The 23,917-nt window shown below is 65.0% G+C and carries 22 protein-coding genes and 1 pseudogene; 9 read left to right on the top strand and 14 right to left on the bottom strand.

The features are described from left to right. Positions 1-32: 32 nt before the first annotated feature. From ACF8ML_RS08585 to ACF8ML_RS08615, 7 genes are all read right to left on the bottom strand, one after another. A complete protein-coding gene (locus ACF8ML_RS08585; RefSeq protein ID WP_392406960.1) occupies positions 33-1,100 on the bottom strand; it encodes a branched-chain amino acid ABC transporter permease in 1,068 nt (355 codons plus the stop codon). 13 nt (positions 1,101-1,113) lie between these two features. Further along, positions 1,114-2,106, bottom strand: a complete 993-nt coding sequence (locus tag ACF8ML_RS08590; protein WP_016449610.1) for a branched-chain amino acid ABC transporter permease — start codon at positions 2,104-2,106, stop codon at positions 1,114-1,116. Further along, positions 2,103-2,852, bottom strand: a complete 750-nt coding sequence (locus ACF8ML_RS08595; RefSeq protein ID WP_016454051.1) for an ABC transporter ATP-binding protein — start codon at positions 2,850-2,852, stop codon at positions 2,103-2,105. Before ACF8ML_RS08595 ends, ACF8ML_RS08590 begins: the two co-directional genes overlap by 4 nt. Then, positions 2,849-3,631 (bottom strand): ABC transporter ATP-binding protein, encoded by a 783-nt coding sequence (locus tag ACF8ML_RS08600; protein ID WP_012204469.1) that lies wholly within the window; start codon positions 3,629-3,631, stop codon positions 2,849-2,851. The genes ACF8ML_RS08595 and ACF8ML_RS08600 overlap by 4 nt, the downstream gene beginning before the upstream one ends. Before the next feature lie 3 nt (positions 3,632-3,634). Beyond that, positions 3,635-4,828 carry a substrate-binding domain-containing protein gene (locus ACF8ML_RS08605; RefSeq protein ID WP_017406780.1) on the bottom strand — a complete coding sequence of 398 codons (1,194 nt, stop codon included), beginning with the start codon at positions 4,826-4,828 and terminating at the stop codon, positions 3,635-3,637. 347 nt (positions 4,829-5,175) lie between these two features. Continuing rightward, entirely contained in the window at positions 5,176-5,757 is a 582-nt protein-coding gene (msuE, locus tag ACF8ML_RS08610; RefSeq protein ID WP_016454049.1) for an FMN reductase, read from the bottom strand. A 297-nt stretch (positions 5,758-6,054) separates the two neighbouring features. Next, complete coding sequence (locus ACF8ML_RS08615; RefSeq protein WP_016449615.1) at positions 6,055-6,957, bottom strand: LysR family transcriptional regulator; 903 nt, start codon at positions 6,955-6,957, stop codon at positions 6,055-6,057. Positions 6,958-7,068: 111 nt separating this feature from the next. On the opposite strand from ACF8ML_RS08615, the gene ACF8ML_RS08620 reads away from it, so the two are divergent. From ACF8ML_RS08620 to ACF8ML_RS08630, 3 genes are all read left to right on the top strand, one after another. Continuing rightward, the gene (locus ACF8ML_RS08620; protein ID WP_013803335.1) at positions 7,069-8,043 is read left to right on the top strand and encodes a tripartite tricarboxylate transporter substrate binding protein; all 975 of its coding nucleotides are present in this window, start codon (positions 7,069-7,071) and stop codon (positions 8,041-8,043) included. 54 nt (positions 8,044-8,097) lie between these two features. Next, positions 8,098-8,955, top strand: coding sequence for a substrate-binding domain-containing protein (locus ACF8ML_RS08625; RefSeq protein WP_017405477.1), 858 nt, complete (start codon positions 8,098-8,100; stop codon positions 8,953-8,955). Positions 8,956-9,074: 119 nt separating this feature from the next. After that, positions 9,075-10,178 carry a porin gene (locus tag ACF8ML_RS08630; RefSeq protein ID WP_392406963.1) on the top strand — a complete coding sequence of 368 codons (1,104 nt, stop codon included), beginning with the start codon at positions 9,075-9,077 and terminating at the stop codon, positions 10,176-10,178. A gap of 178 nt (positions 10,179-10,356) precedes the next feature. Here the strand turns inward: ACF8ML_RS08630 and ACF8ML_RS08635 are convergent, their stop codons facing one another. Continuing rightward, a complete protein-coding gene (locus ACF8ML_RS08635) occupies positions 10,357-10,530 on the bottom strand; it encodes a hypothetical protein (RefSeq protein WP_392406965.1) in 174 nt (57 codons plus the stop codon). Positions 10,531-10,617: 87 nt separating this feature from the next. On the opposite strand from ACF8ML_RS08635, the gene ACF8ML_RS08640 reads away from it, so the two are divergent. Both ACF8ML_RS08640 and ACF8ML_RS08645 read left to right on the top strand, forming a co-directional pair. Further along, the gene (locus ACF8ML_RS08640; protein ID WP_155294193.1) at positions 10,618-10,875 is read left to right on the top strand and encodes a hypothetical protein; all 258 of its coding nucleotides are present in this window, start codon (positions 10,618-10,620) and stop codon (positions 10,873-10,875) included. A 446-nt stretch (positions 10,876-11,321) separates the two neighbouring features. Next, entirely contained in the window at positions 11,322-11,645 is a 324-nt protein-coding gene (locus ACF8ML_RS08645; protein WP_034391624.1) for a hypothetical protein, read from the top strand. A 99-nt stretch (positions 11,646-11,744) separates the two neighbouring features. On the opposite strand, the gene ACF8ML_RS08650 is transcribed toward ACF8ML_RS08645, so the two are convergent. Beyond that, a complete protein-coding gene (locus ACF8ML_RS08650) occupies positions 11,745-11,873 on the bottom strand; it encodes a hypothetical protein (RefSeq protein ID WP_392406967.1) in 129 nt (42 codons plus the stop codon). A gap of 179 nt (positions 11,874-12,052) precedes the next feature. Between ACF8ML_RS08650 and ACF8ML_RS08655 the strand changes: the two are divergent. Beyond that, a pseudogene (locus ACF8ML_RS08655) lies at positions 12,053-12,205 on the top strand (porin); the annotation flags it as partial. 32 nt (positions 12,206-12,237) lie between these two features. Here the strand turns inward: ACF8ML_RS08655 and ACF8ML_RS08660 are convergent. The 3 genes from ACF8ML_RS08660 to ACF8ML_RS08670 form a co-directional block, all read right to left on the bottom strand. Beyond that, positions 12,238-12,516 (bottom strand): hypothetical protein, encoded by a 279-nt coding sequence (locus ACF8ML_RS08660; RefSeq protein ID WP_392406969.1) that lies wholly within the window; start codon positions 12,514-12,516, stop codon positions 12,238-12,240. 170 nt (positions 12,517-12,686) lie between these two features. Then, positions 12,687-16,607 carry an AAA family ATPase gene (locus tag ACF8ML_RS08665; protein ID WP_392406971.1) on the bottom strand — a complete coding sequence of 1,307 codons (3,921 nt, stop codon included), beginning with the start codon at positions 16,605-16,607 and terminating at the stop codon, positions 12,687-12,689. A gap of 504 nt (positions 16,608-17,111) precedes the next feature. Next, positions 17,112-17,765, bottom strand: a complete 654-nt coding sequence (locus ACF8ML_RS08670; RefSeq protein WP_392406972.1) for a S24 family peptidase — start codon at positions 17,763-17,765, stop codon at positions 17,112-17,114. An 86-nt stretch (positions 17,766-17,851) separates the two neighbouring features. Here ACF8ML_RS08670 and ACF8ML_RS08675 point away from each other — a divergent pair, with 86 nt between their 5' ends. The 3 genes from ACF8ML_RS08675 to ACF8ML_RS08685 are packed head-to-tail and all read left to right on the top strand — an operon-like array spanning position 17,852 to position 20,051. Beyond that, positions 17,852-18,571 carry a hypothetical protein gene (locus ACF8ML_RS08675; RefSeq protein WP_392406974.1) on the top strand — a complete coding sequence of 240 codons (720 nt, stop codon included), beginning with the start codon at positions 17,852-17,854 and terminating at the stop codon, positions 18,569-18,571. Beyond that, positions 18,568-19,308, top strand: coding sequence for a hypothetical protein (locus ACF8ML_RS08680; RefSeq protein ID WP_392406975.1), 741 nt, complete (start codon positions 18,568-18,570; stop codon positions 19,306-19,308). Before ACF8ML_RS08675 ends, ACF8ML_RS08680 begins: the two co-directional genes overlap by 4 nt. Beyond that, entirely contained in the window at positions 19,308-20,051 is a 744-nt protein-coding gene (locus ACF8ML_RS08685; RefSeq protein WP_312840858.1) for a hypothetical protein, read from the top strand. Before ACF8ML_RS08680 ends, ACF8ML_RS08685 begins: the two co-directional genes overlap by 1 nt. Before the next feature lie 18 nt (positions 20,052-20,069). Here the strand turns inward: ACF8ML_RS08685 and ACF8ML_RS08690 are convergent, their stop codons facing one another. Continuing rightward, positions 20,070-22,625, bottom strand: a complete 2,556-nt coding sequence (locus ACF8ML_RS08690) for a TonB-dependent siderophore receptor (protein WP_392406977.1) — start codon at positions 22,623-22,625, stop codon at positions 20,070-20,072. A gap of 111 nt (positions 22,626-22,736) precedes the next feature. After that, complete coding sequence (locus ACF8ML_RS08695) at positions 22,737-23,843, bottom strand: FecR family protein (protein WP_392406979.1); 1,107 nt, start codon at positions 23,841-23,843, stop codon at positions 22,737-22,739. Positions 23,844-23,917 lie beyond the last annotated feature (74 nt).

The following is a 23,917-nucleotide window of genomic DNA, read 5'->3' on the forward strand; positions in this document are numbered from 1 at the left end:
TCTCTGATGCACGAATGCGCCAGGGGCCCTGGTCAGGCTCCGGCGCGGGAAGAACGCAGACGCCCCACGACGCCCGTGGGGAAATAGTAGACCGACAATACAAACAGCACGCCCAGCCATAGCAGCCAGCGGTCGGGCGACAGCAGCGCGGCCAGCCAGGGCAGGCTGTGCGCGGCCTCGCTGGCCACGCGCAGCAGGTCCTGCAGATAGCTCTGGGCGATGAGGAACAGCACCGAGCCGATCGCCGCGCCATAGATGGTGCCCATGCCGCCGATCACCACGATCAGCAGGCAGTCCATCATGATCTCGAACGACAGCGAGGTATCGGGCCCGTTATAGCGCAGCCACAGCGCCAGCATGGCCCCGGCCACACAGGCGAACAGGGCCGACAGCACGCTGGACAGGGTGCGGTACACCACCACCCGGTAGCCGATGGCCTCGGCACGGAACTCGTTCTCGCGGATGGCCTGCAGCACGCGGCCGAACGGGGAATTGACGATGCGCAGCAGCGCCAGCACCAGCACCACGGCCAGCACGAACAGCAGGTAGTAGGTGATGATGCGCCCGTCGATCAGCACGCCCAGCACCTCGTTCTCGAAGGGCTCGAAGCTGGGCGACAGCCACTCGGGCAGCTTGAAGCTCAGCCCGTCCTCCCCGCCCGTCCATTCCGACAGTTGGGAGGCCAGCGTCTGGAACGCCGCCGCCACGGCCAGCGTGATCATGGCAAAGAAGATGGCCCGCACGCGCAGCGAGAACAGGCCGATGGCCAGCGACAGCAGCAGCGACACCAGCAGCGCCGCGCCCAGGCCCAGCGCCAGCGCGCCCCAGCCCGCGCCCATGCGCGACGATGCAATCGCCACGCCATAGGCGCCAATGCCGAAGAACATGGTGTGCGCAAAGCTCACGATGCCGGTATAGCCCAGCAGCAGATCGAAGCTGGCCACCAGCACCACGAAGATCAGCACCTTGGCCGCCACGTTCAGCGCCTTCACGCCAGGGAACAAGAAGGGCGCCGCCGCCAGCCCCAGGAAGATCAACAGCAGCAGCACCGCCAGCACGCGGCTGCGCGGCATGTCGCCGGAAAGCAATCGGTTGAGCATGTCGATCACTCCTTCAGCGGTTCGCCACGGGATAGACGCCCTGAGGCCGCCACAGCAGGATGGCCACCATCAGCGCGATGTTGGAGAACAGCGCCACCTTGGGCACCAGGAACCCCGTGTAGTTGGCCATCAGCCCCACCAGCAGCGCGCCGATCAGCGCCCCGCCCGTGCTGCCCAGCCCGCCGATGATGATCACGATGAAGATCAGCACATTCACCTGCGCCCCCATCTGCGGCACCACGCTCTGCTGGTACATGCCCCACATCACCCCGCCCAGCCCGGCCAGGGCCGAGCCCGCCACGAACACGCCCACGAACAGGCGGCGCACGCGGTAGCCCAGGGCCTCCACCATCTCGCGGTCCTGCACGCCCGCGCGGATCAGCAGGCCGATCTTGGTGCGCGACAGCGTCCAGGCCAGCAGGGCAAACACCGCCAGCCCCACCAGCACGGCCACCACGCGGTACTTTTCCACGGCGGCATCGCCCAGCAGCCAGGCGCCCTTCATGCCCTGGGGCAGCGGCAGCGGAATCTGCTGCGGGCCCCAGATGAGCTTGATCAGCTCCTCGCCGATGATCATGCCGCCCATGGTGATCAGGATCTGCTTGAGATGCTGGCCGTACACGGGCCGCACGATGAAGCGCTCGAACGCCAGCCCGATGGCGCCCGCCACCAGCATGGCCACCACCATGGCCGGCAGCACGGCCAGCAGGTTGCGCCACAGCTGGTCCGACCCCGTCCAGTCGCCCATGGCGCCCAGCACGCTGGTGGCCACGAAGGCACCCAGCGCGATGAACACGCCGTGGCCGAAGTTCAGCACATCCATCAGCCCGAACACCAGCGTCAGCCCCGAGGCGATGATGAACACGATCATCCCCATGGCCAGCCCCGCCACCGTCAGCGTCAGCCAGGTCGAGCCCGAGCCCACCAGCGGCAGCGCCGCCAGGGCCAGCACGGGCACCAGCAGCAGCGGCTTGAAATCCACATCCAGCCTGTTCAGCTTGTTCATAGCGAAAGCCCCAGCAGCGACTGCTGCAACGCCGCGTCTGCCGAGAACTCGGCCATGCCGCCCGCGTGCACCACGCGGCCGTTGTCCATCACCGCCACGCGGTCGCCCAGGCGGCGCGCAAAGCCCAGGTTCTGCTCCACCAGCACAATCGTCGTGCCGCCCGCCTTGAGCTGGGCGAAGGCCGCGATCATGTTCTCGATGATGGCCGGTGCCAGGCCCTTGCTGGGCTCGTCCACGATCAGCAGGTCGCGCGGCTCCACGATGGCGCGCGCCACCGCCACCATCTGCTTTTGCCCGCCCGACAGCTTGCCGGCCGGGTGGTTCCAGAACTTCTCCACGGCCGGGAACATGCCGAAGATCCACTGCAGCCGCTGCGCGTCCATGCGGTCGGCGCGCGAGGCGCCGCGCGCGGCCAGCAGCAGGTTTTCCTGCACCGTCAGGTCCGCGAAGATGCCCATGTTCTCGGGCACATAGGCAATGTTCAGCCGCGCGATCGCGGGCGTGGGCAGGGCCGTGATGTCGGCCCCGCCAAAGGCGATGCGCCCCTGGCTGGCCCGCCACAGGCCCATGATGGTGCGCAGCGTGGTCGTCTTGCCCGCGCCGTTGCGCCCCAGCAGCATGGTCAGCTGCCCGCGCGGCACGGCCAGGTCCACGCCATGCAGGATGTGATAGGCCCCGATATGCGTGTGCACGCCCGACAGTTCGAGCAGGTTGGGGTTTGGGTTGAGGTTGGCGGCAGCGCTCATGCGGCCTCCTTCACGGCGCCCTGCTCCGGCACCACACCCAGGTAGGCCTGCTGCACCACAGGCGAGGCAATGACCTCGGCCGGCGGCCCATCGGCCACCAGCGTGCCATTGGTCAGCACGATGATGCGGTCGGCCAGCTCGCGCACCACATCCATCTTGTGCTCCACCAGCAGGATGATCTTGCTGCGGTCCTGCTTGAGCTTGCGTATCAGGTCCAGGATCACCGGCGCCTCGTCATGGCTCATGCCCGCCGTGGGCTCGTCGAACATATAGACCTGGGGTTCCAGCGCCATCAGCAAGGCCACCTCCAGCTTGCGCTGGTCGCCATGCGGCAGCGCGGCCACGGCCTCGTCGCGCCGGGCGGACAGGGCCACCTGGTCGAGGATGTGCAGCGCCCGCTGCGTGAGCGCGCGGTGGTCGCTCCAGATGCTCCACAGGTTCAGGCCGCGCCGGTGCGGCCCCTCGTCGCGCGCCTGCACGGCCAGGCGCACGTTCTCCAGCACGCTCAGGTGCGGGAACAGATTGGTGAGCTGGAACGCCCGCCCCAGCCCGGCCCGCGTGCGCGCCGAAGGGGCCAGCCCCGTCAGCTCGCGCCCGCCCAGCAGCACGCGCCCGGCCGTGGCCTTGAGCTGCCCCGAGATCAGGTTGAAATACGTGGTCTTGCCCGCCCCGTTGGGGCCCACGATGGCCGTCAGCGTGCCCGGCTCGAAAGCGCAGCTCACGCCGTTGACGGCCACATGGCCCCCGAAGCGGATGGTCAGATCCTCTGTGCGCAACATTGCTCAGCGGCCGTTGCGGATGGGAACCTGCATCTCCTCGGGCTTGATCTCGCGCACCAGTTCCGGCACGCCCCAGGCCAGCGCCGGGTCCACGCGGATCTTGAAGTGGTACATGCTCTGCAGGGCCTGGTGGTCTTCCTTGCGGAAGGTCATCTGGCCCTTGGGCGTGTCGAAGCTCATGCCCTCCATGGCCTTGATCAGACCGTTGGTCTTGGTGTCTCCACCTGTCTTCTTGAGCGCCGTCACGATGGCCATGGCCGCAGAGAAACCGCCCGCCGTGAAGAAATCCGGCGGCGTCTTGTACTGCTTGTAGTGCATGGACACCAGCGCCTCGTTCACCGGGTTCTTGGGAATGCCGTAGTAGTAGTACGTGGCGCCCTCCATGCCCGGCAGATTCTTGTAGGCCGCCATGGCGGGCAGGATGTTGCCGCCCGTGGCGATCTCGATGCCGTAGCGCTTGAGGTCCAGGTCCGCGATCTTGAACGGATTGCCCGCCCCGGCCCACACGATCCAGATGATCTTCCTGCCCGGCTGGTCCTTGAGCTTGTCGATCAGCCGCTGCGCCCCTGCCGTGAAATCCGTGGTGGCGGCAGGCAGGTACTCCTCATGCGCCAGCTTGCCCTTCTTGATGGCGTCCTTGAAGGCCTTCACCCCGTCGCGGCCGAAGGCGTTGTCCTGGGCCAGCGTGGCAATCGTCACGCCCGCCCTGTCGATGGCCACCGCATTGCTGATGGCGTCCTGGCTGGAGTTGCGGCCCGTGCGGAAGATGTACTTGTTCCACTTGTCGCCCGTGATCGAATCGGCCACGGCCGGCTCCACCAGCAAAATCTTCTTGTACTCCTCGGCCACCGGCAGCATGGCCAGCGCCACGCCGGACGACGTGGGCCCCACGGCCAGATCGGCCTTGTCATCGGAATACGCCGTGGCCAGCAGGCTCTTGCCCAGGTCGGGCTTGCCCTGGTCGTCCTTCTCGATCACCACCAGCTTTTTGCCATTCACCGCCATGCTGCCGCCCGTGGCGTACTCCAGCCCCATCAGCAGCCCGGCCTGGGTCTGCTTGCCATAGGCCTCCAGCGCGCCGGTCTTGCTGTAGACGTGGGCAATGCGGATCTCGCCCTGCTGGGCCAGTGCAGCAGGAGCTGCAGCGGCCATGGCGGCGAGTGCGATGGTGCAATGGAGGAAGGGGCGGCGGTGCATGGTTTGTCTCCTTTGGGGTTTGCGGCTTGATGGCCTGGCTGGGCCTGCCGTTTTGCAAGGGGACCATGCATGCTTTGTGCCAGGCACGCCCAGACGGCACCCAGGCGGCACCAAGACAGGGACGGCCTTGTGCCCCCGGGCCAGGCAGCCCGTGCCAGGGCCGAAAGTGTCTGGCCATTGGACAGATTCAGTGTCTTTTTCCAAGACAGCTGCCTGAATCCGATACAGGGCAAACCATGAATTCCTGGGATGTTCCCCTGCGCCTGGCCCGCCATCACGTCCTGGCCGGCCAGCAGCTTCATGAGTTCAGGAGGCCCATGGGCGTGGAGAGAAAACCGTTGTTTTCTTCATGCAACAGCCGCTGATTCGGCCAGATGGGGCATGGTGCGCTGCCTCAGTTCTACCAGCGGCAATGCCCGCTGAACCGCCAGCGCGGCCCGCTGTAGCAGTGCCTCGTCGTGCAGGCGGTAGTCCACGAAATCCTTGTCGGTCGCGTAGACACCCAGTGGCAGGGTGCGCGCCTGGAAGAAGCTGAACAGCGGCCGCAACTGGTGGTCGATCACCAGGGCATGGCGCTCGCTTCCACCGGTGGCCGCCAGCAGCACGGGTTTGTCGATCAAGGCGTCCTGGTGGACGAAGTCGAAGAAGTGCTTGAACAGTCCGGTGTAGGCGCCGCGAAAGACCGGTGTGGCCACCACCAGCACATCCGCCTGCTCCACCGCCGCAAGCTCCCGCTCCACCGTCTCGGGCAACTGCGAGCGCCACACCGCGCCGGCAAGCTGCGGCGCGAGCTGGCCCAGTTCCACCAGGCGTTGTTCGCACGGAACTTCGTCGGCGATCAGATCAGACAGATGCTCTGCCAGGGCGGCAGACTTGGAGGGGCGCTGCAGTCCGCCGGATACGGCGACCAGACGAAGTGGACGTGTCATTGCTGCTCTCACGCAAGATGGCCGGGGTTCAACGCGGGAGCCGGTTGTGGCGACCATGCGGTCCGAGGTGAAGTGATGGCCATGACTGCTTCCCAAAATGCAAACGAACAATGGGAGCGGATGATATGGAGCCAAATCAATGAAGTAAAATGGTTTTATCTCACAATTACATGATTAAAACTCATATAAAGCCTTAAACCTGCCCCATCGGTGCTGTTCGGGGGAGTATCCGGGCCACAAGCGAGGCGGGCATCTGCATCGCGCACAAGCGGGCCGTTGCCGAACCGGCATTCCCGTTCAGCGGCCCGCTTCCTGGGCCTGCACCAGACACTCCCGCAACGCCTGCGCCACAGGCCCGAGCATGCGATCGCGCCGCTGCAGCAGGCCCAGCGTGCGCCACACATCGGGCGCGGTCAGCGGCACGCCGCAGACCTGGGCATGGTCCTGGCGCAGGGCCAGCTGGGGCACGGCGGCCAGGCCCAGGCCCGCTTCCACCAGGGCCAGGGCGCCCGTGACGTGGTTGCATTCGTGCCAGGCCACGGGCTGCTCTGGCAGGCCGGCCATCACCTGGTCCAGCAGCAGCCGGTTGCCGCTTTGGTGGGAGACGGACACCAGGCGCTTGCCCGCCAGCTCGGCCCATTCCACCTGGCTGCGCCCGGCCCAGGCATGGCTGCGCGGCATGGCCAGCACATAGCGCTCGCGCGTGAGCGCCTCAAAGCGTAGCGACGGCTCCTGGCTGCCCGTGAAGCTCAGGCCGAAATCCGCCTCCCCGCGCAGCACGGCCTCCACCACCTGGTGCGCGCTCTCGTCGATGACGTGCACCTGCACATCGGGCTGCTCCACGGCAAAGGATTTCAGCACCGGGGGCAGCAGATTGGTGGCCACCGAAGGCACGCAGGCAACCGTCACGCGGCCACGGCGCAGCTTGACCTGGTCATCCACGCGCTGCACGGCCTCGTCCAGGCCGGCCAGGGCCCGGCGCGCCTCCTGCAGGAATTCATGGCCTACCTCGGTCAGCTTCACTTGCCGCGTGGTGCGCTCCAGCAGCCGCACGCCCAGCACCGACTCCAGGCGCTCCACGCGCCGGCTCAAGGCAGGCGGCGACAGGAAAAGCGCTTCTGCGGCCAGGCGAAAACTGGCCTTCTCGGCCGTGGTCACGAAGGCGATCAGCTCCCCCATGTCGAATTTGATGCGCTGCATGCAACAGTCCCTCCAAAAGTTGCAATTCACAGAATAGCAGCCCCTGCATAGGATGGCGCCCTTGATAACGCTGCCCCCTGCGGGCAGGCAAGACCAACAAACGGAGACGACATGCACCAACGCAGACTGATCGCGGGCGGCGCCCTGGCAGCCCTTCTTTCCCTGGCAGTGGGCACCGCCCAGGCCCAGGACTTCCCCCCCAAGAAACCCGTGGTCATGGTGGTCGGCTTTGCTGCAGGCGGCTCGGCCGACATTGCCGCGCGCATCATCGCCAAGAAGCTGGGCGAGAACATCGGCCAGAGCGTGGTCGTGGAAAACAAGCCCGGCGCGGGCGGCAACCTGGCCCACACGCAGGTGGCCAATGGTCCGTCCGACGGCTCGGTGCTGCTCTTCGGCTCCATCGGCCCGCTGGCCATTGCGCCGCACTTCATGAAGATCGGCTACGACCCGCTCAAGGACCTGGCCCCCATCACCATGGGCGTGAACTTTCCCAACGTGCTCGTCGTGCCGGCCGCCACGGGTATCAAGACCCTGGGCGAATACGTGGCCAAGGCCAGGCGCGAACCCGGCAAGCTGGACTTCGCCTCCACCGGCCCCGGCTCCGCATCGCACCTGGCCGGTGAACTGCTCAACGATGTCGCCAAGATCGACACCCTGCACGTGCCCTACAAGGGCGGCGCGCCCGCCCTGCAGGATGTGCTGGGCAACCGCGTGACCTCCTTCTACGCGGCCCCGCCCACGGCCCTGCCCCACATCGAATCGGGCAAGCTGATTCCGCTGGCCACCACGGGCCTCACGCGCCCGGCCTACCTGCCCAACGTGCCCACCGTGGCCGAAAGCTTCCCCGGCTTCAACGCCACCAACTGGTACGCCTTCGTGGCATCCGCCAAGACGCCCAAGCCCTTGCTGGACCGCTGGAACACCGAGCTGGTCAAGGTGCTGAACACCCCCGAAGTGCGCGACAACCTGCTCAAGCACGGCCAGACCGCCGCCCCGGGCACCCGCGAGGAACTGGGCCAGTTCATTGCCGCCGAGCACGCCAAGTGGGGCCGCATCATCCGCGAGCGAAAAATCACCGCCGATTGATTCCCTCGGCAGCCGTTAGCCGTTCCCCAACCATAAAAAACCAGGAGACAAACCATGACCGCCATCCGTTCCACCCCCCTGCAGTCCTCTCTGCAGTCCTCCGTGCCATCCACGCTGCGCCGCCGCACCCTGGGCGCGCTGCTGGGCGGCGCCCTCAGCCTGGGCCTGGCCCTGGGCGCTGCCGCGCCTTCCACCGCCGCCGCAGATGAAATCCGCGTGGTCACCTCGGGCGGCTTCTCTGCCGCCTATGACCAGCTGATACCCCTGTACGAGCAGGCCACGGGCCACAAGGTCGTCACCTCGCGTGGCGCCTCCATGGGCAATGCGCAGGACTCCATTCCCAGCCGGCTGGCGCGGGGCGAGCAGTTCGACGTGGTCATCCTCGCCGACTCGGCCCTGGACAACCTGGCAGCGCAAGGCAAGGTGGAAGCGGGCAGCCGCGTGGACCTGGCGCGCTCCATGATCGGCATGAGCGTGCGCAAGGGCACGCCCAAGCCCGACATCAGCACCGTGGACGCGCTCAGGCAGACCCTGCTGGACGCCAAATCCGTTGCCTACTCGGCCAGCGCCAGCGGCACCTACCTGGCCAACGAACTGTTCCCGCGCCTGGGCGTGGCCGAGCAGATGAAGGGCAAGGCCACCCGCATCCTCAGCGAGCGCGTGGGCGCCGTGGTGCTGCGTGGCGATGCGGACATCGGCTTCCAGCAGGTCAGCGAACTGCTGCCGTTCAAGGAGCTGGAATTCGTCGGCCCCCTGCCCGATGAAGTGCAGCAGCGCGTCTTCTTCTCCGCAGGCGTGGCCACCGGCGCCAAGAGCCCTGACACGGCGCGACACCTGATCCGCTTCCTGGCAGCCCCCGCCGCCGCGCCCATCGTGCGCAGCACCGGCATGGAGCCGGCGGCCAAGCCCTGACGGCAGGCCCCCGAGCCCTCAAGGCTCTCTAGGCACTCAAGGCCCTCGACACAGAGAGGGCCTTCACCCCTCCCCGGTTCGACCTTCATTCAGCGGCGCTGCAACGGCACTGCTGCGGCATGCCGCTGCCCAGCCCTCTCACCCTCGCCACACCCATGAACACCAAAACCCTGGTGCTGATCACCCTCGCCGCCGCACCGCTGTCGGCCCTTGCGCAATCCAGCATCACGCTCTACGGCATTGCCGATACCGGCGTGCGCTACACCAGCGGCCTCGCCGCTGCCAACGCGGCCAGCAACACCTCGGGCGCCGCGCTGTCCAGCGGCGTCAACACCACAAGCCGCTTCGGGTTTCGGGGCCGCGAAGACCTGGGCGGCGGCATGTACGCCCTGTTCAACCTGGAAACCGGCCTGAACCTGGACACCGGCACCACCGCCAACTCCAGCAAGTTCTTCGACCGCGCGGCCATCGTGGGCCTGGGCGGCAGCTGGGGCCAGGTCACGGCCGGCCGCCAGACCAACCTGCTGGCAGAGGCCATCAGCCCCGTGGACCCCGTGGGCATGCGGTTTGCCTCCTTCAACCCCAACATCGCCACCGCCGCGCTCAGCAGCCACGGCCTGGGCGTGGAATACGGCAGCGCGGGCGCCACCACCGGCTCGTACCGGCTGGACAACTCGGTCAAGTACACCGGCCGCTTCGGCGGCCTCACCGCCCGCGCCATGTACAGCTTTGGCGAGACGGCGCAAGGCGGCTCCGCCCGCTCATCGGCCGGCGCGGGCCTGGCCTATGGCACGAAGACATGGACCGTCTCCGGCGCCTACCAGCGCTTCAAGACCGCAGACCAGTGGGAGCTGAAAGCCGCCACCCTGGGCGCCAGCTACCAATGGGACAAGCTGCGCCTTGCGCTGAACACCGCGCGCAGCGACGGCCAGACCAACGCCACCACCGCCCGCACCGTGCAGCGCGTGCACTCGCTGGGCGCCACCTGGTCCGCCCGCAGCACGCTGGACCTGACCGCCGCCCTGTACCGCGTGGAACGCGAACGCAGCGGCCGCGCCGCAGACGGCTACACCCGCGCCCTGCTGTTTGCGGAATACAAGCTCTCGCGCCGCAGCAAGCTGTATGCGGAACTGGACCGCACGCACTGGAGTGGAGGGTTTCAGGGCGGGCAGAACAAGGATGTGGCTACGGGGGTGACTGCGGGGTTGATGCATAGTTTCTGAGGGGCGCTGCAGCGACCCGCAGCGCCCACTTTTGAGGTGCTTGTGGAGGGTTGCTGCAGGCCGACCCAATCCCCTCAGACGCAGGCACCAAGTAGTGCCTGCCTCTTGTCCACAGGCATTGATTACAAGCTACTCTGGCCTGGCCAAGCGCGGGACGGACAGCGAATGGGCTGGCCGCTCAGCCCTCGGCGATCTCCAGGCAGACTTCTACGGCAAAGACTTCTAGCGTGAAGGATTTGAGGTTCGCGTGCTCGCTGGCCAAAAGACCAAAGGCAGTGGACAGGCGCGCCGGCGCGCCCACGTGCTTGATGGCTTCCGCCTTGACGGTGACTTCTACAGAGCCGCGCTTCAAACTGCTTCATTGACCGGTTGACTACACCGCCAAAAGAGATAGGTTGGCGCTGAGGCAGAATTAACCTATTTCCTGGCTGAGTGCGCAATGGATCAAGACATCTGCTTTTTCTATTCTCAAGACCGCCAACGTCGCATCGCGCTTTTTCGTCGAGAGGTGGGAAGTTTTGGATTTGTCGAACAATATTACTTCGACAACGAAGCCGCCGGCATCGAGGGGTGGGCCTCCTGCCCGTCAGAGTCATCCTTCTACGCTGACTTGGAGACTGCCAAGAAGGAAGCGGTACAAGGAATCCGATGGGCTGCGAGCGAAGATGGATTTGTCGCTGCCGGAAATGAGGTTTAGTCGCTGGGGGCGGACGATCCGCCTCGTTGCTCGACCTGCAGCTTGCGACCCGAAACGGAAGTAGCGACCGCAGCAAAGCGGAAATTCAAGCGCAACAATTGCTACGTGTCTCAGGCTTACTTGGAGTTGGACTTTGGAAACTGCCTGGCATATGCCGCCACATGAGCCGGAAACAGCTCTTCGTAGATGGGATACGCAATTCCCAATACGCTTAGCTCCAAGCCTTCTGGCCCGAGCTCAAACGAATGGTCTTCGAGATGAATGGTGCCGCCGCCGGGCAGAGGCGAGCCGTTCGTTAGCCTTACTGAGAGGAAGAGGTGGTCCTGGCTCCCTCCAGCAGATTCGACGACTGCCTTCTGAACGTTGACGTATGCTGGGAGGGGAACGAAGCGCCCGAAGGCGACGTTCACCCCATACCGGACCCTCCACCGCCCGATAATTGACGCATGAACCCCTGGAAGCATGTCATCGCGAAGTTGTCCGACACTGGACCTCTTTTGGCTCACTGGCATCTTTACTCGGGCGTAGCGTTCTACATGTACGTGCCGAGGAAGTCAGACATCGGCTCGGAGACTATCAAGCCCGACTCCGAAGTGCGCTTTGAGGAAATAGCGCGGCTGGACATCATGCGCTCCCTGCGCCTTGGAGGCTTGGAGGCAACAAACGACCTCGACGTATGTCAACGTGCTGTTGCTTCAATTCCGGAAATAGCCTTGCAGGAAATCGAAGGCGGCATTCAGCTGAGTCTGCGCGGCACCGAAGTCCGCTAGTGGCCGAAGCCGGGCCTAGCTACTTGTGAGCGCAGCACCGCAAGGCGGACTGTAAGCGTCCGGTAAAGGCATCCGGCTGACGCCAGTCCCGCTCAAGCGTCAGAGTCGCTCCACCTCTTCGGCGCCCAGCTTGAACCGCTGGCCCGTGGATTCGGTGCCATGCACCTCGAATTCCGTTGCAGCGTCTCTGAGCGAGCTGCGGACGCTGCGAAGCAGCTCAACGGGCATGCCGCGATCCGGATCACTGGTATATCGGCACACCGACGTCTGCGTCTCGCTTGCTGGCACGAGATGGGTTCGAGCAATGTCGATGTCGTTGAAGTCCCCTAATGTGCCCAGTGCCCACTCGTATTAGTTCTCAGCGTCGAACTCGATGGGGACCAGGCCGAGTGAATGAGGCTCATCACGGCCGCGCCCTGCTGTTTGCGGAATACAAGCTCTCGCGCCGCAGCAAGCTGTATGCGGAGCTGGACCGAACCCACTGGAGTGGAGGGTTTCAGGGCGGGCAGAACAAGGATGTGGCTACGGGGGTGACTGCGGGGTTGATGCATAGCTTCTGAGGGGCGCTGCGAGCACTCGCCCCACTGCCACCTCAGCCGCTCAGCTTTTTGAACGGACTGTCGGAAGTGATCCAGCCCTTGCCCTGGGGGCAGACCACTTCCTTGTAACGCAGCTCCTTTTCAAAGCTCCACTGCTGGCCGAGTGCGCAAACGTCCCCTGCGTTGAGGACAAATGCCACCGTCTGTGGATCGCCTTTTTTCAGCAGAACATCGACGCTTTGCGTCGCTTCCCACCGCCCACTCGGCGACTGGCTGCATCCCAGAGTTGCCAGCAACGCCATGATCGCGCCCCTTCGCAGTACGTTTTTCATCAACTGCCTTTCTGGTAGTTGTCGCGTGAAGACTTTCGAGCGACGGCTTCAGGCTGCTCAGAGCCATTCGCGGATGACAGCGTGAGTGGCCGCTTCATTCGTTACCAGTCAGTCACCTCTCGGTGTATGACCGAATTCCCCCGGCTTGCCAGCAGGGCCATGACTCAAGGCTAGGTGTAAAGCACTCCAAGGATGAGCACAGCGGATGCCACCTGAAGCACGCCCGGGTGGCTCTTCCCGACAGCCAACACATCCGACACCCCGAGGCCGCCAATCGTCTCGAATTGACGCAGATGCTTTAGATCGCCCGGAAGCGCCTTGCCCACCCGCTTGAAGAGGGTCGTTCCGTCCGACAAGTGCACTGCGACGTAATGTTCTTCCCATCGGTCGAGCGAGGAAAGATCAAGAATCTCCCCGCCTAGAGCAATCTGCCCTTCGAGCGCCAAAGGCACAGCGCTCTCCTCCTTCACCCGGTAGGCACTCTTGATCCTTTTCAGCAAAGCTCCAAGGTGCACTTGGTCTGCTTCACCGTTCCCTTGCCGTTGTAGTTTGACCTCCACATGGAACAGCATGCCCATCACCTTATGCAGAGCAACTTGCGCGGAGCTGAGCGTAATCGTTGGTCGTCCCTTTGTAGGGTCAGGCGTCTCTGTGGCCAATCCAATGTAGCTGCTGTGCTTTGATCGGTGCAGCCGCCTTGCGAATGTCACATTTTCCTGGCGCGCAATCACAAGGCTGCGGTCAGACACATCACTGGCAAGGGCTTCGACGATGGCCACGCTCTGCACTGTCGACGCAAAGCCGAAGTTCGTTGTGCGAAGGAAGAACGCTGCCTTGTCATCGAACCACTCTGACTTGAGCACCTCCAGCTCTGTCTCCTGGGATTCGCCGTAAGCGCTTCCACGGACGAAAGCAGCGAGATTTGGCTGGATGGTCAGTGTGAAAGTCGGTATCTGCTCCAGTAGCAACGGCTCCAGGGAAAGCTCTGGCTGCTTCAAGAAATCTTGGCGACAGAACGTCCGGAAGTCCTGATGAGCCAGCTCTACAAGGTCACACAGACGTTCGAGATTCTGCAGCTCCTTTGCCACCTGTGTAGGGGTGATGGACTTCTTGTTCTGATGATGCGCGTTGTTCAGCAGCGCATAAGTATCAGATTGAGGATTCAACCCAACGTGCTTCGACAGATTCACGATGTGCTTCGCCTTAAAGAGAGCGATCGAGCCATCACGGACTGCCCCTCTAAGTTCATTGGCGAAGTCTCCAAGTGTTGGCTTGAGGTTCTGTGCCGATGTCGCAGGCTTGCCCATGCCATCGAAGAAGTCGCCAAGGCGCGCCTCAATGAACTCACGGCAGGTTGAGGCATATGCTTGGGCCAGCGCAGGAACTGTCCATTGCGACTTGATCGCCGCCTCTTTCGCACGAAGGACATCCAGCACGCTGGGCGCCGTTACCAGCGTAGGACGCAGCGTCGTTGCCGGATGGACGTCCCGGTGCTCGATCCCTACCTGCGCTGCATGGCACTCCCGAACGACGTGATTGGCGAACTTGTTGTCGTGGGTGGTGAGGAACGGCTGAGCTCCACGGCTGACAAGCGACACCACGCCCCTGGCAAGGCGCTCCTTGTTGTCGCCGTCGAGCAGTTCCTGTGGATCGTCCAAGACGATGAGATTCAGCCCTCCCCGCTCCTTGCGCAGATATTCCCAGTAGGCTAGATAGAACGCGATGAGGGTAGCTCTAAGTGCTGAAGCGTTGGCCACGTGCTGGGCGGGCGCGGAGGCGCCATTACTGCCAATTCGGAACTCGACGTTGCCGTCGGTTTTCATGGTGGTCGCCGTCAGGTCGTGATTCGCATTTGGGTATCCGGCTTGGTAGATGAGCTTTCGCCACCGGTCCGTCTCGGTGTGCAACGTCGTCTGCAAGCCAGCGACCTGCTGCTCGGCAAACCCACCGAGTTTGTAGCACTCTCCCAAGGCGGTGTCGGCCACACCGTAGGCCCTGAGACGTGCCTCCACAGCGCGACGACTTGCCACATCATCTGTGAGCCGCCGACTGGTACGCAGCGCGTCGTTCAGGGGTTCGACATCCTCAATGAGCCGCTGCAGGGTTGCGAGTCTGCCCCGGAGCGAGGTCTCAGCTGGCTGTGTCTCCATGGTCGCCATACCGACCACGTCCCTGCTGAACTCTTGAAGCAGGTCCTCGTTTGCCTGCCGCCAATCTGCAGTTCGCAGCGCGCGATCCAGCCGACGGATGGCTTGCTGGAGGGCGGGCATACCGGGCAGATGCTCTACAAGGTTCGGCAAGGCGCTCACTGCCAGACCAGGAGCGCTGGCGCGGCTGGTGTCGCAGGCGTTTGTGGTGAGGTCGGCCAGCGGACGCAGCGGCCCCTTGAACGACGCGGCGGTTAACGTCTCTTCAACCAGTGCCTTGTGCATGAGGTCAAACGGGGCTTCGCTAAGGTCTCGCTTCAGCTCTGACGCAAGGACATCTCCGAGCACCGACGGGAGCTTGCTCGCGGCCGCCATTGACCAGCGCTCAAGCGTCTGAGAAAGCAGCGTCGAATCTCCAGCAAGGGCGTCGCTCAGATGCGTTTGAACCCGCTGTCCAGTGACGGAGTCATCGGCGTCAGCCAAGCTCCCCCCGCACACCGCGCACGTGGAGAGGTCGGGCCGCTCTATGCCCTGATCGATGTACCACTGCGCGATTGCCGCGTAGATGCGCTGGCGTACAGCCGTCTCCGGCGACTTCGACAGTTCCAGCAGTACCTTCGCCTCTGTTAACGCATCGGCGATGAGCGTGCGTGCTGCCTCTCTCTCCTCGACGGTCAGCTTCTTCAGCCCTAAAAGCCGACGCGCCGACTCAGTGTTCTTGAGCCCTTCGATGGCCGTCCGCGCGTTGACGACGTCACGCTCTAGGGCCTGCCCCTGTTCCTCGGGATTGAAGCTCTCCCCTAGCACCTTACGCGCTGCTTCCAGGGCAGACGACTTCTGACTGGTCAGCGCATCAGTCAGCAACTTGAGCGTCTTCTCGGTCGCATCACCGTCCTTCGGGTGCGGCACCACCGTGTCAATCCTCAGCTCGGGATTCTGCGCAGCCACTTCGACCAAGTCTTCTAGGCCGCGAACGAAGCGCTCGTCACATTGCTTCACCTCGACGTTGCGAGCCCTAGTCTCGTCGCCAGCCAAGCGCTCGCGGACCTTCCTGACGTGCTTCGCCAAGTCAGTGAGCGGCGCGAGCCCGGTGAGCTGCGCGACGGCCTTTCCAAGCTCTGACTTCGACCCAAGCTGCGAAAACGGTAGAAGCGCGGGAATAACCGTACCGATGCGAAGCGCCTGGCTGTCGAGGCCCATTCCCGAGAAGTTGGGCGGCTTCTCATCCAAAGTGCCGCGGCTTGACCGGGTCTGGGTGCGTCGCACCGTGTGCAACTGCCCCGTGTTCGCATCGCGAAACTCGAGTTCAACCCAGGTATCCACCGGGACATGCTTGCTTGTCAGCCTTCCCATTGAAGCGGGCGGAAGAGGCGTTACGGGCGACAGCTTATAGCTCGCAGGCTCTGCCGCCCCATCATGAACCAGGTCGAATTCAAAATCCTGGTCCGCCTTCTCCGGTTCGCGCTGCGGCCGAAGGAGCATGCCGGTAATGCACCAGACCAACGCGTTGAGCAGCGAGGTTTTGCCCGCGCCGTTGAACCCCTCAAGCACCGTTACGTCCGGCGTAACCTCCATGATGAAGTCCTCTGGCGCTTGGGCGGTCGTCCCGAACGCGTGGATGCCGGCGAAGCGGTGGGCTTGGATTCGTGTCAGCAGATACACAGCGTGTGAACCGGCCGGCGCCGGCGCAGGCTCCGGTGACTGAATCAGCGTTAGGCCGAGACTTGCAACGATGGCTTCGATGTCGGAAAGCTTGACGTTCTCCGCCCACTTGCCTCGATTCTTCGCGTACCACGCCAAGACCGCCCGACTAGGCAAATCCGCAAGCGAGAAGGACTCACCAGCGGTGCCAACGCCCACTGCACCGCCTCCGATCAACTCGGCAAGCAACGACTCGATGGAATGTAGATGTAGCGGCTTGACGCCAGCGTTGTCTTCAACCAAGGCACCTCCCTGGCGCAGGTTGCCAGCCTAGGGCCGCCAAGCGCCATTGCACGAACGATGGTTCTGCGCTTTAAGTCGGCCGTGCGACCGCGACTGCGCCCTACTCTTTGGAAATGATTGTGCAGCAAACGTTGCGATGTGAAGAAGCGATGCCGGTCGATGTTGCGTGTATGCGCCGACGCGGCGGTGCAGCAGTCGGGTGCCCAGTGATAAGACAGCAACGCGGGGCGCGCGGAACCTAGAGAAACTACGGCAGGTAAGCCCGCAAAAGCGTGAGTTCGGCCTCGGTGGACGAAGGATCGGAATCGCTGCAAAACCGACACCCACAAGCCACATATGAGCATCACCAAAGGGTCGATATCAGACCAGAAGATGGACAAGCGACAAAGTCAGTTGACCAGCTTTGACGGAGAGCCCAAGTGGACTGATCCAACCCAAACGCTTGCACAAAGCATTCAAGTTCCCACGACGGATGAAAGAGTCAGCCACAAAGCAACGCCAGACTCAGAGCTTGGCCCCGACCCATATGGCTCGCCCTTGCACCAGGCCCTCAGCCTTCCCGGCAATGACGATATCCGGGTGCTCGCTTTTATCAGCGTTGTCGGCCACGGCATGCCAAACGTCACCCACCCGCTGAAAGCGCCGCACAAGCATCTGCCCTTCCCACGCGAATGCATAGACGCTGCCACGGCGCGGCGTTCGATCCGCACGATTGAGCAAGAGCACGGCACCGTCCCGGATCGTGGGCTCCATGCTGGTTCCTGCCACATGGACGAGGGCCGCGTTCACCGCACTGACACCAACTGAGCGCAAGAAGTCGCGCCGGAACTGCAATGCGCCAAGTTCTGCAATAAGAGCGCTTCCAACATCCGAGTCCACGCCGACGCTGAGTTGCGAGACGTGAACGAAGTCGCTGTGTTCTTCATCCCCGTCGAGGGAGTATTTCGGCAGATTCAGCGCCTCTTCTATCTCGCGCGCCAGCTTCGCGCCTATGGGCTTCCTCCCTCTCAAGCGATCAGACCAATAACTCGATGTCCGGCCAAGTCGATTGATCAACTCCGAAGGGGAGCCCGAGTTGTCGCCCTTCCGACTGGTCCAGCCCAAGCGCAGGCAAAGGGCATTCAAGTTCGCACAACGGATATTTGACGTGTCGCTCATAGGTGTACTTGAGCCCACGAATTACACCAAAGGGTGTTGACAAGAAGTGATTCCAACGATGCAATGGCGATTGATCGTTTCTATGAATGCACGCTCGTCCTTACCCCATGCACATCACCCACCACTTCACACCCGGCCTGCACTTCGCCGCGCGCTGGAAGTACGCCGCCCGCGCGCCATCGGGCCGGGCCTGTTGGTCGCGGCTGCCGCTGGGGCAGCCGGATGCGGGCAGGGCCGATCCGCATGGCGCCTGGTGGTGCGTGAGGCGCTGCGCTGCCGTGCTGCGGCGGGAGATGTGGCAGTCGGTGGATCTGCCGCCAGGCATGCCCTTGCGGCCGGGGCCGGAAGATGTGGCGCTGGCCCTGCACGCGCTGATGCCGCGTTGGCAGGTGCAGCTCAGCGCAGGGGCCGGGCCCAGTCCGCTGCAGTCCTGCACCCGGGCGCTGCTGGCGGGCGGCGGGGCCGTGCTGCAACTGCAGTCAGAGGCGCTGAACCGGCGCCCGCAGAGCACGTTCTGGGCCTGGGTGATTGGTGTGGAGATGCATCAGAGAATGCTGCCCGCGCCGGTGAAGCCATGGCCCTCATGCCGTGCGCCCCGCCCTGCCGCGCTGCTGACCATTCCCTTTGGCTGGAGCATGCCCTGGGCCTGCGGCTATGCGGCGCGGCTGCAGGTGAACCGCGACGGGCATTGCGATGTGGATGGCATTGACGGGCAGTGGCGCGAGTGCCGCTGCCTGGCCGCGATCACGCTGTCGCCCGCGCAACGCGGCAATGCAGGGCCATTGACGGGGCCCGCACTGTGTTGAAGTCCACCACGACAAGGCTCCACATGGCTGAGACCGCGCACGTCACCCACCGCTTCACCCCTGGGTTGCGCTTTGACGGGCTGTGGACGTACGCGGCGCGCATGCCGTCAGGCCGTCGCTATTGGGCGCGACTGCCGGCAACCCGCACAGGCGGCGTGGCTGCAGCAGATCCACAGCGCGCGTGGTGGTGCGTGCGCCAGTGCGTTGCGGTGCTCAATCGCATGCCCTGGCATTCCGTGCATCTGCCCCCGGGCCTGCCTGTGCAGCCGGAATGCGGCGATGTGGCATTGGCCCTGGGCGCAATGCTTGCGGACTGGAACGTCAAGGTGCTCGACGAGAGCACGGCACAGGCGCCGCTGCTGCGCAGCACCGATGCGCTGCTTGCCAATGGCTGCTCTTTGCTGCAGTTGCAGGCCGAAGATTTGAGTGTTGGCGCGCCACCCGTTTTCTGGGCCTGGGTGGTCGGCGTGGAAATGCATGAGAAGTTCAAGCGCGCCAAGCGCACTTCGGCCTTTGACGTGCCCGGGCGTCCTCGCGCCCTGCTGATCTGGCCCTTCGGCTCGAAATCTCCCCTGACAAGGAACCACGCCTTGAGGATGACGGTGGATGGCGAAGGGCTGTGCGGTGTGGATGGCATCGATGCGCGCCGGGGCCGGTACCGGTGCATCGGGGCCATTACCGTGGCGCAGTCGGACAACCACAGCGCCGGCAACGGCGGCCTTTCCGGATCCGAATAATGCAAAAGCCCGAAGACGCACCAGAGCCATGTGAGCGGGAGGTTCCGCAGGAAGGCATCCGTCTCGATCACCGCCTCATCTGCGGCCTGCGCTTTGATGAGCACTGGCAATACAGGAGACGCACGGAATCGGGCCACACCAGTTGGACACAGCTGCCGATGGCATCCGACCCCGTTGCCCCGGCCGACCCCTATGGCGTCTGGTGGTGCGTTCGCCGGTGCACCGTGGTGCTGGAGCAGCGAAGCTGGCTGTTCCTGCAGCTTCCCACTCACCTGCCCGCTGTTGCCGGCGTGCAGGAGATGGCGCAGATCCTCGATGTGCTGATGCCCGATTGCAACGTGCAGGCACATGCGCAATGCGCCGAGACACACTTGCTCTGCGCCCATGCGGTGGAGCAGGCAGGAAGTGCATTGCTGATGCTGGAGTCGCCGGAATGTGACGGCCCCAAGCCCGGCATTTTCTGGGCCTGGGTGGTGGGCTACGAGCCGCAACTGCCTTTGCCGTGCACCGAAGATTGCGTTGCACCCGACACGTGGCAGCCACTGGACATACAAGCCATGGCACCGCCCCAGGCCCTGCTGGTCCTGCCCTTCGACTGGACCATCCCCTGGTCCAGCGGATACCCCACCCGGATCCAGGTGCAAGCCGACGGGTCCTGCCATCTGCAAAATGCCGACGGGCCATGGCACCCATGCCGTTGGCTTGGCACTGTCACGCTTGGAGCCAGGACCGCACCGGCCTGACGGTGGCCCGCCTGCCTCTCAGATGCGCGGCGTGTACTTGAGCGTGAACATGACGTTGCGCGGGTCGCCGAAGTCGTTGTTGCCGTTTTGCTCGGCAAAGCCGGGGATCCAGTAGCGCTTGTCGAAGACGTTGTTGAGGTTCATGGCCAGGCTGACTTCGGGGGTGAGCTGGTAGGCCAGGCGCATGTTCCAGACGGTGAAGCCGGGGACCTTGAAGGAGCGGTCATAGCCCAGGGTATGGGTCTGTGCAGTGAAGCCGGCACCCACGTTCAGGCGGCTCCATTGACCGGGCAGGCGATAGGCGGCCCAGGCGCGCAGCATGTGCCGGGGCGTCCAGGTGCTGAAGACCTTGCCCTGGTTGACGGGGTCGCTGAGGAACCTGGTGGTGTTGTAGGTGTAGCCGGCCATGAGCTGCAGGCCGCGCAGCACTTCGCCGCTGACTTCGGCTTCCAGCCCCTGGCTGCGCACCTTGCCCGAGGCGGTGGAGCAGTACCAGTCGTCGCAGGCCATTCCGGAGGCTACGTCGTTGACGGCACGGTTCTTGTGGTCATAGCGGAACAGGGCCAGAGAGGTGTTGACGCGCCCGTCCAGCAGTTCGCCCTTGAGGCCGATTTCGTAGTTGGTGCCGATGATGGGGTCCAGCACGTTGCCGGCCACGGTGCGCTCGGACTGCGGCTCGAAGACGCTGGTGTAGCTGCCGTAGGCCGACCACTGGGGCGTGAGCGCATAGACCAGGCCCGCATAGGGCGTGATCTCGCCCGAGGCGGTGATGGAGGTGCGGGCATTGGACAGGGGCACGCTGTAGAGGTAGTCGTACCAGCTGGCGCGTGCGCCCGCAATGGCGGTCAGCGGCTCGGCCAGCTTGGCACGCCAGCTGGCGTAGATGCCTTTTTGCTCCACGTCGTACCGGGGCAGGGTCTTGATCCCGCCCCCGGCCATGATGGTGTCCAGGTTCTGCCAGGGCCGGTTGTGGTCGATGTTGAAGATGTTGCCGCCCGGCGTGAAGGTGCGCGCATACATGTCGTTGGATTTGTACCGGGAGTAGTTGGCGCCCACGGTGATTTCATTGCGCAGGCCCAGCGCCTGGAAGCGGCCGTTGACGAAGGCGTCCAGGCCGACCTTGGTGGAGTCGAAGTCGGTGACCCAGTTGGCATAGGTGAGGCCGCTGCCGTCGGCCGCGACGTTGCCGTGCATGCGCTGGTGGGCGGAGGTATTTTTCTCGCTCATGCGCAGGGTGGAGACCTTGAGCCTCCAGTCGGCGTTGAAGCGGTGGTCCAGGTCGGCATAGAAGGTGGTCTGTTCTATGCTGGCCCGGTTCCACCAGGCGCCGACGAAGGTGGAGCGCGGCAGGCCGAGGTCGCGTCCATCGGCAAAGCGCGGCAGGCCCCGGATCATGGGGCGGCCGTTGCTATCGGAGTGGCTGATGCCCAGGCCCACGGTGGTGTCGGGGCTGATGTCGTAGTCAAGGGCGGCGTACAGGGAGCGCGTGCGGTCGTTGACGTAGTCCACGAAGGAGTGGCTGCGCGATTCGTCCAGCACGACGCGGCCGCGCAGGGTGCCTTCGCTGTTCAGGGGCCCGCCCGCATCGAGCTGCAGGCCGTAGCGGTCCCACGAGCCGGCACGGGCGGTGATGGCGACGGTGCGCTCCGCCTGCCCGCGCTTGCGCACGAGGTTGACGGCACCGCCGGGGCTGCCCGTGCCCTGCAGCAGGCCGGAGGCGCCGCGCAGCACTTCCAGCCGGTCATAGAAGACCATGCCTTCGGTGCCCCAGTTGCCCAGGGCGTAGTTGTTGCGGGGGATGGCGACGCCGTCGTACTGCCAGGCGTCGATCTGGAAGCCCCGGGCCGAAAGCACCATGCCCTGCCCCACGCCCTTGACGCCCACGGTCCCGGTGACGTTGTTGGCGGCCACGCGCAGGTCGGTGATGCCCTGGTCGTCCAGCTGGCGGCGCGTGAGCACGCTGACAGATTGCGGTATGTCCTTGAGCGCCTGGTCGCCCTTGGTGATGCTGATGGCGCGCGCGGCCAGGGATTCGGAGCCCTCGGTGATGGCGCTGCGCTCTGCCTTGGCCGAGACGTTGACGGGCGCAAGGGTGAGCGAGCCGGTGGCCGCCCCCTGGGGCATGCGCCGCACGATGACGGCGCTGCCGTCGATTTCCGCATACAGGCCGGTGCCGGCCAGCAGGCGGCCCAATGCCTCGGAAGCGCTCAGGCGGCCTTCGACGGCGGGTGCGGTCCTGCCCTCCACCAGTGCGGGCTGCACCATCAATTCAAGCCGAGCCTGGCGGGCCAGCGTGTCCAGCGCCTGCGCCAGGGGCTGGGAGGCGATGCGGATCTGCACCGGCACGGAGGCCATGGCCGACGCGCCACCCGCACCACCCGCACCACCCGCACCACCCGCGCCAGGCAGCACCTGCAACGGAGCCTGGGACTGGGCGCGGGACGGCGCGGCCATGGTGGCCAGCAGCAAGGCCGTGGCCAGGGCCAGCGGGACGGGGGTGAAGAGGACGGAACCGGGAATGGAGCCGGGAGTGGGAATGAAGCCGGGAATGGAAATGGAACTGGAACGGGGCATGAGGGAGATCTCCGGAAGGCTGCGAATACGAATCCTTCTCAGGTAGACGCACGGCACGGCAAAACCCCAACCCGCCCGTGAAAAATTTTTGAGGAACTCGCAGCGCCCGTCTCAGGGCGCGGCGACGATGAGGGTCTGCGCGCCTTCCCCACCCTGGGGGTCGAGCAGGCGCACGGGGAGCACCTTGGGCAGGGCCTTGCGGAAGTTGTCCAGGCGGCGCGGGTCGAAGGTGCCGGACAGGCGCATGGCGGCCACGGCAGGATCGCGCACCGCCAGGCGCGTGGGGCCATAGCGCTCGAATTCCGCCAGCGCCTGCGACAGCGGCACGTTGTCGAAGCTGACGCGTCCGTCGCGCCAGGGCGCGATGCCGGCAGGCGGCACGGCGCCGACAGCCGAGAGGCGGCCATCGCCATCGGCCTGCACCTGCTGGCCCGCAGTGAGCAGCACGGCATCGGAAGGGCCGGCCGCAGACACCCGCACCTGCCCTTCCTGCACGGCCACCTGCACCGGGCTGCCGGCCGTGTGGCGCACGGCAAACTGGGTGCCGACCACGGTGACCTTCACGCTGCCGGCGAGCACATTAAAGGGCCGGTCCGCATCGCCGTGCACCTGGAAGACGGCCTGCCCTTCGGGCAGGCGCACTTCGCGCCGCTGGCGGTACAGCGCCACATGCACGCGGGTGGCGGTGTCCAGCCGCAAGCGGCTGCCGTCGGGCAGCTCCACGTTCAACTGCTGGCCGCGCCCGGTGGCGTAGTCCTGGACAAACAGGGGCCGGCTCTGCCAATGCTCCCAGGCCATGCGGCCCGCGCCACCGGCCACCAGGAGCACGGCGGCCGCCAGCGCGGCACGGGGCACGGCGGCCGTGCAGCCGCGCAGCCAGGCCAGCGGAGCGGACCATGCTGGCCGGGCTGGCTGGACAGCGGGGGCGGGCCGTGGCTGCGCCCTTTGCCCGAGCAGGTCCGCGGCCTTGTCGGCAGCCAGTTGGCGACGCAGCTGCTGGACGGCGGTGTCAGGCAGCGTATCAAGGCGGCGCCAGTCGGCCTGCCAGCGCTCGAAGGCGGCCCGGTGGTCCGGATCGACGGCCAGCCAGGCCTGGAAGTTCGCATCATCGAAGGCGGCCTGCGGCTGCTGGCTGAATTGCGCAAACCAGTCCAGCGCCTGGGCATCGGCGCTGCGGCTGGCATCGGTGGGCCGGGCTGGGGGGAGGTGTTCAGTCATGCGAATGACGCAGGCTACAGGGAAGCAGACGCACGGACAGCCGCGAACCCAACCCCGCGTGCGGGGCAAACGGG

Origin of the sequence: Delftia sp. WSY_10 (genome assembly GCF_043104705.1) — a bacterium.
GTDB classification, from domain to species: Bacteria; Pseudomonadota; Gammaproteobacteria; order Burkholderiales; family Burkholderiaceae_C; genus Comamonas; species Comamonas tsuruhatensis.

Coding starts and splice junctions, on each gene's coding strand:
- ACF8ML_RS08585 (WP_392406960.1), bottom strand. CDS start 1,100: ATGCTCAACCGATTGCTTTCCGGCGACATGCCGCGCAGCCGCGTGCTG.
- ACF8ML_RS08590 (WP_016449610.1), bottom strand. CDS start 2,106: ATGAACAAGCTGAACAGGCTGGATGTGGATTTCAAGCCGCTGCTGCTG.
- ACF8ML_RS08595 (WP_016454051.1), bottom strand. CDS start 2,852: ATGAGCGCTGCCGCCAACCTCAACCCAAACCCCAACCTGCTCGAACTG.
- ACF8ML_RS08600 (WP_012204469.1), bottom strand. CDS start 3,631: ATGTTGCGCACAGAGGATCTGACCATCCGCTTCGGGGGCCATGTGGCC.
- ACF8ML_RS08605 (WP_017406780.1), bottom strand. CDS start 4,828: ATGCACCGCCGCCCCTTCCTCCATTGCACCATCGCACTCGCCGCCATG.
- msuE (WP_016454049.1), bottom strand. CDS start 5,757: ATGACACGTCCACTTCGTCTGGTCGCCGTATCCGGCGGACTGCAGCGC.
- ACF8ML_RS08615 (WP_016449615.1), bottom strand. CDS start 6,957: ATGCAGCGCATCAAATTCGACATGGGGGAGCTGATCGCCTTCGTGACC.
- ACF8ML_RS08620 (WP_013803335.1), top strand. CDS start 7,069: ATGCACCAACGCAGACTGATCGCGGGCGGCGCCCTGGCAGCCCTTCTT.
- ACF8ML_RS08625 (WP_017405477.1), top strand. CDS start 8,098: ATGACCGCCATCCGTTCCACCCCCCTGCAGTCCTCTCTGCAGTCCTCC.
- ACF8ML_RS08630 (WP_392406963.1), top strand. CDS start 9,075: ATGCCGCTGCCCAGCCCTCTCACCCTCGCCACACCCATGAACACCAAA.
- ACF8ML_RS08640 (WP_155294193.1), top strand. CDS start 10,618: ATGGATCAAGACATCTGCTTTTTCTATTCTCAAGACCGCCAACGTCGC.
- ACF8ML_RS08645 (WP_034391624.1), top strand. CDS start 11,322: ATGAACCCCTGGAAGCATGTCATCGCGAAGTTGTCCGACACTGGACCT.
- ACF8ML_RS08650 (WP_392406967.1), bottom strand. CDS start 11,873: ATGCCCGTTGAGCTGCTTCGCAGCGTCCGCAGCTCGCTCAGAGACGCT.
- ACF8ML_RS08660 (WP_392406969.1), bottom strand. CDS start 12,516: ATGAAAAACGTACTGCGAAGGGGCGCGATCATGGCGTTGCTGGCAACT.
- ACF8ML_RS08670 (WP_392406972.1), bottom strand. CDS start 17,765: ATGAGCGACACGTCAAATATCCGTTGTGCGAACTTGAATGCCCTTTGC.
- ACF8ML_RS08675 (WP_392406974.1), top strand. CDS start 17,852: ATGCACGCTCGTCCTTACCCCATGCACATCACCCACCACTTCACACCC.
- ACF8ML_RS08685 (WP_312840858.1), top strand. CDS start 19,308: ATGCAAAAGCCCGAAGACGCACCAGAGCCATGTGAGCGGGAGGTTCCG.
- ACF8ML_RS08690 (WP_392406977.1), bottom strand. CDS start 22,625: ATGCCCCGTTCCAGTTCCATTTCCATTCCCGGCTTCATTCCCACTCCC.
- ACF8ML_RS08695 (WP_392406979.1), bottom strand. CDS start 23,843: ATGACTGAACACCTCCCCCCAGCCCGGCCCACCGATGCCAGCCGCAGC.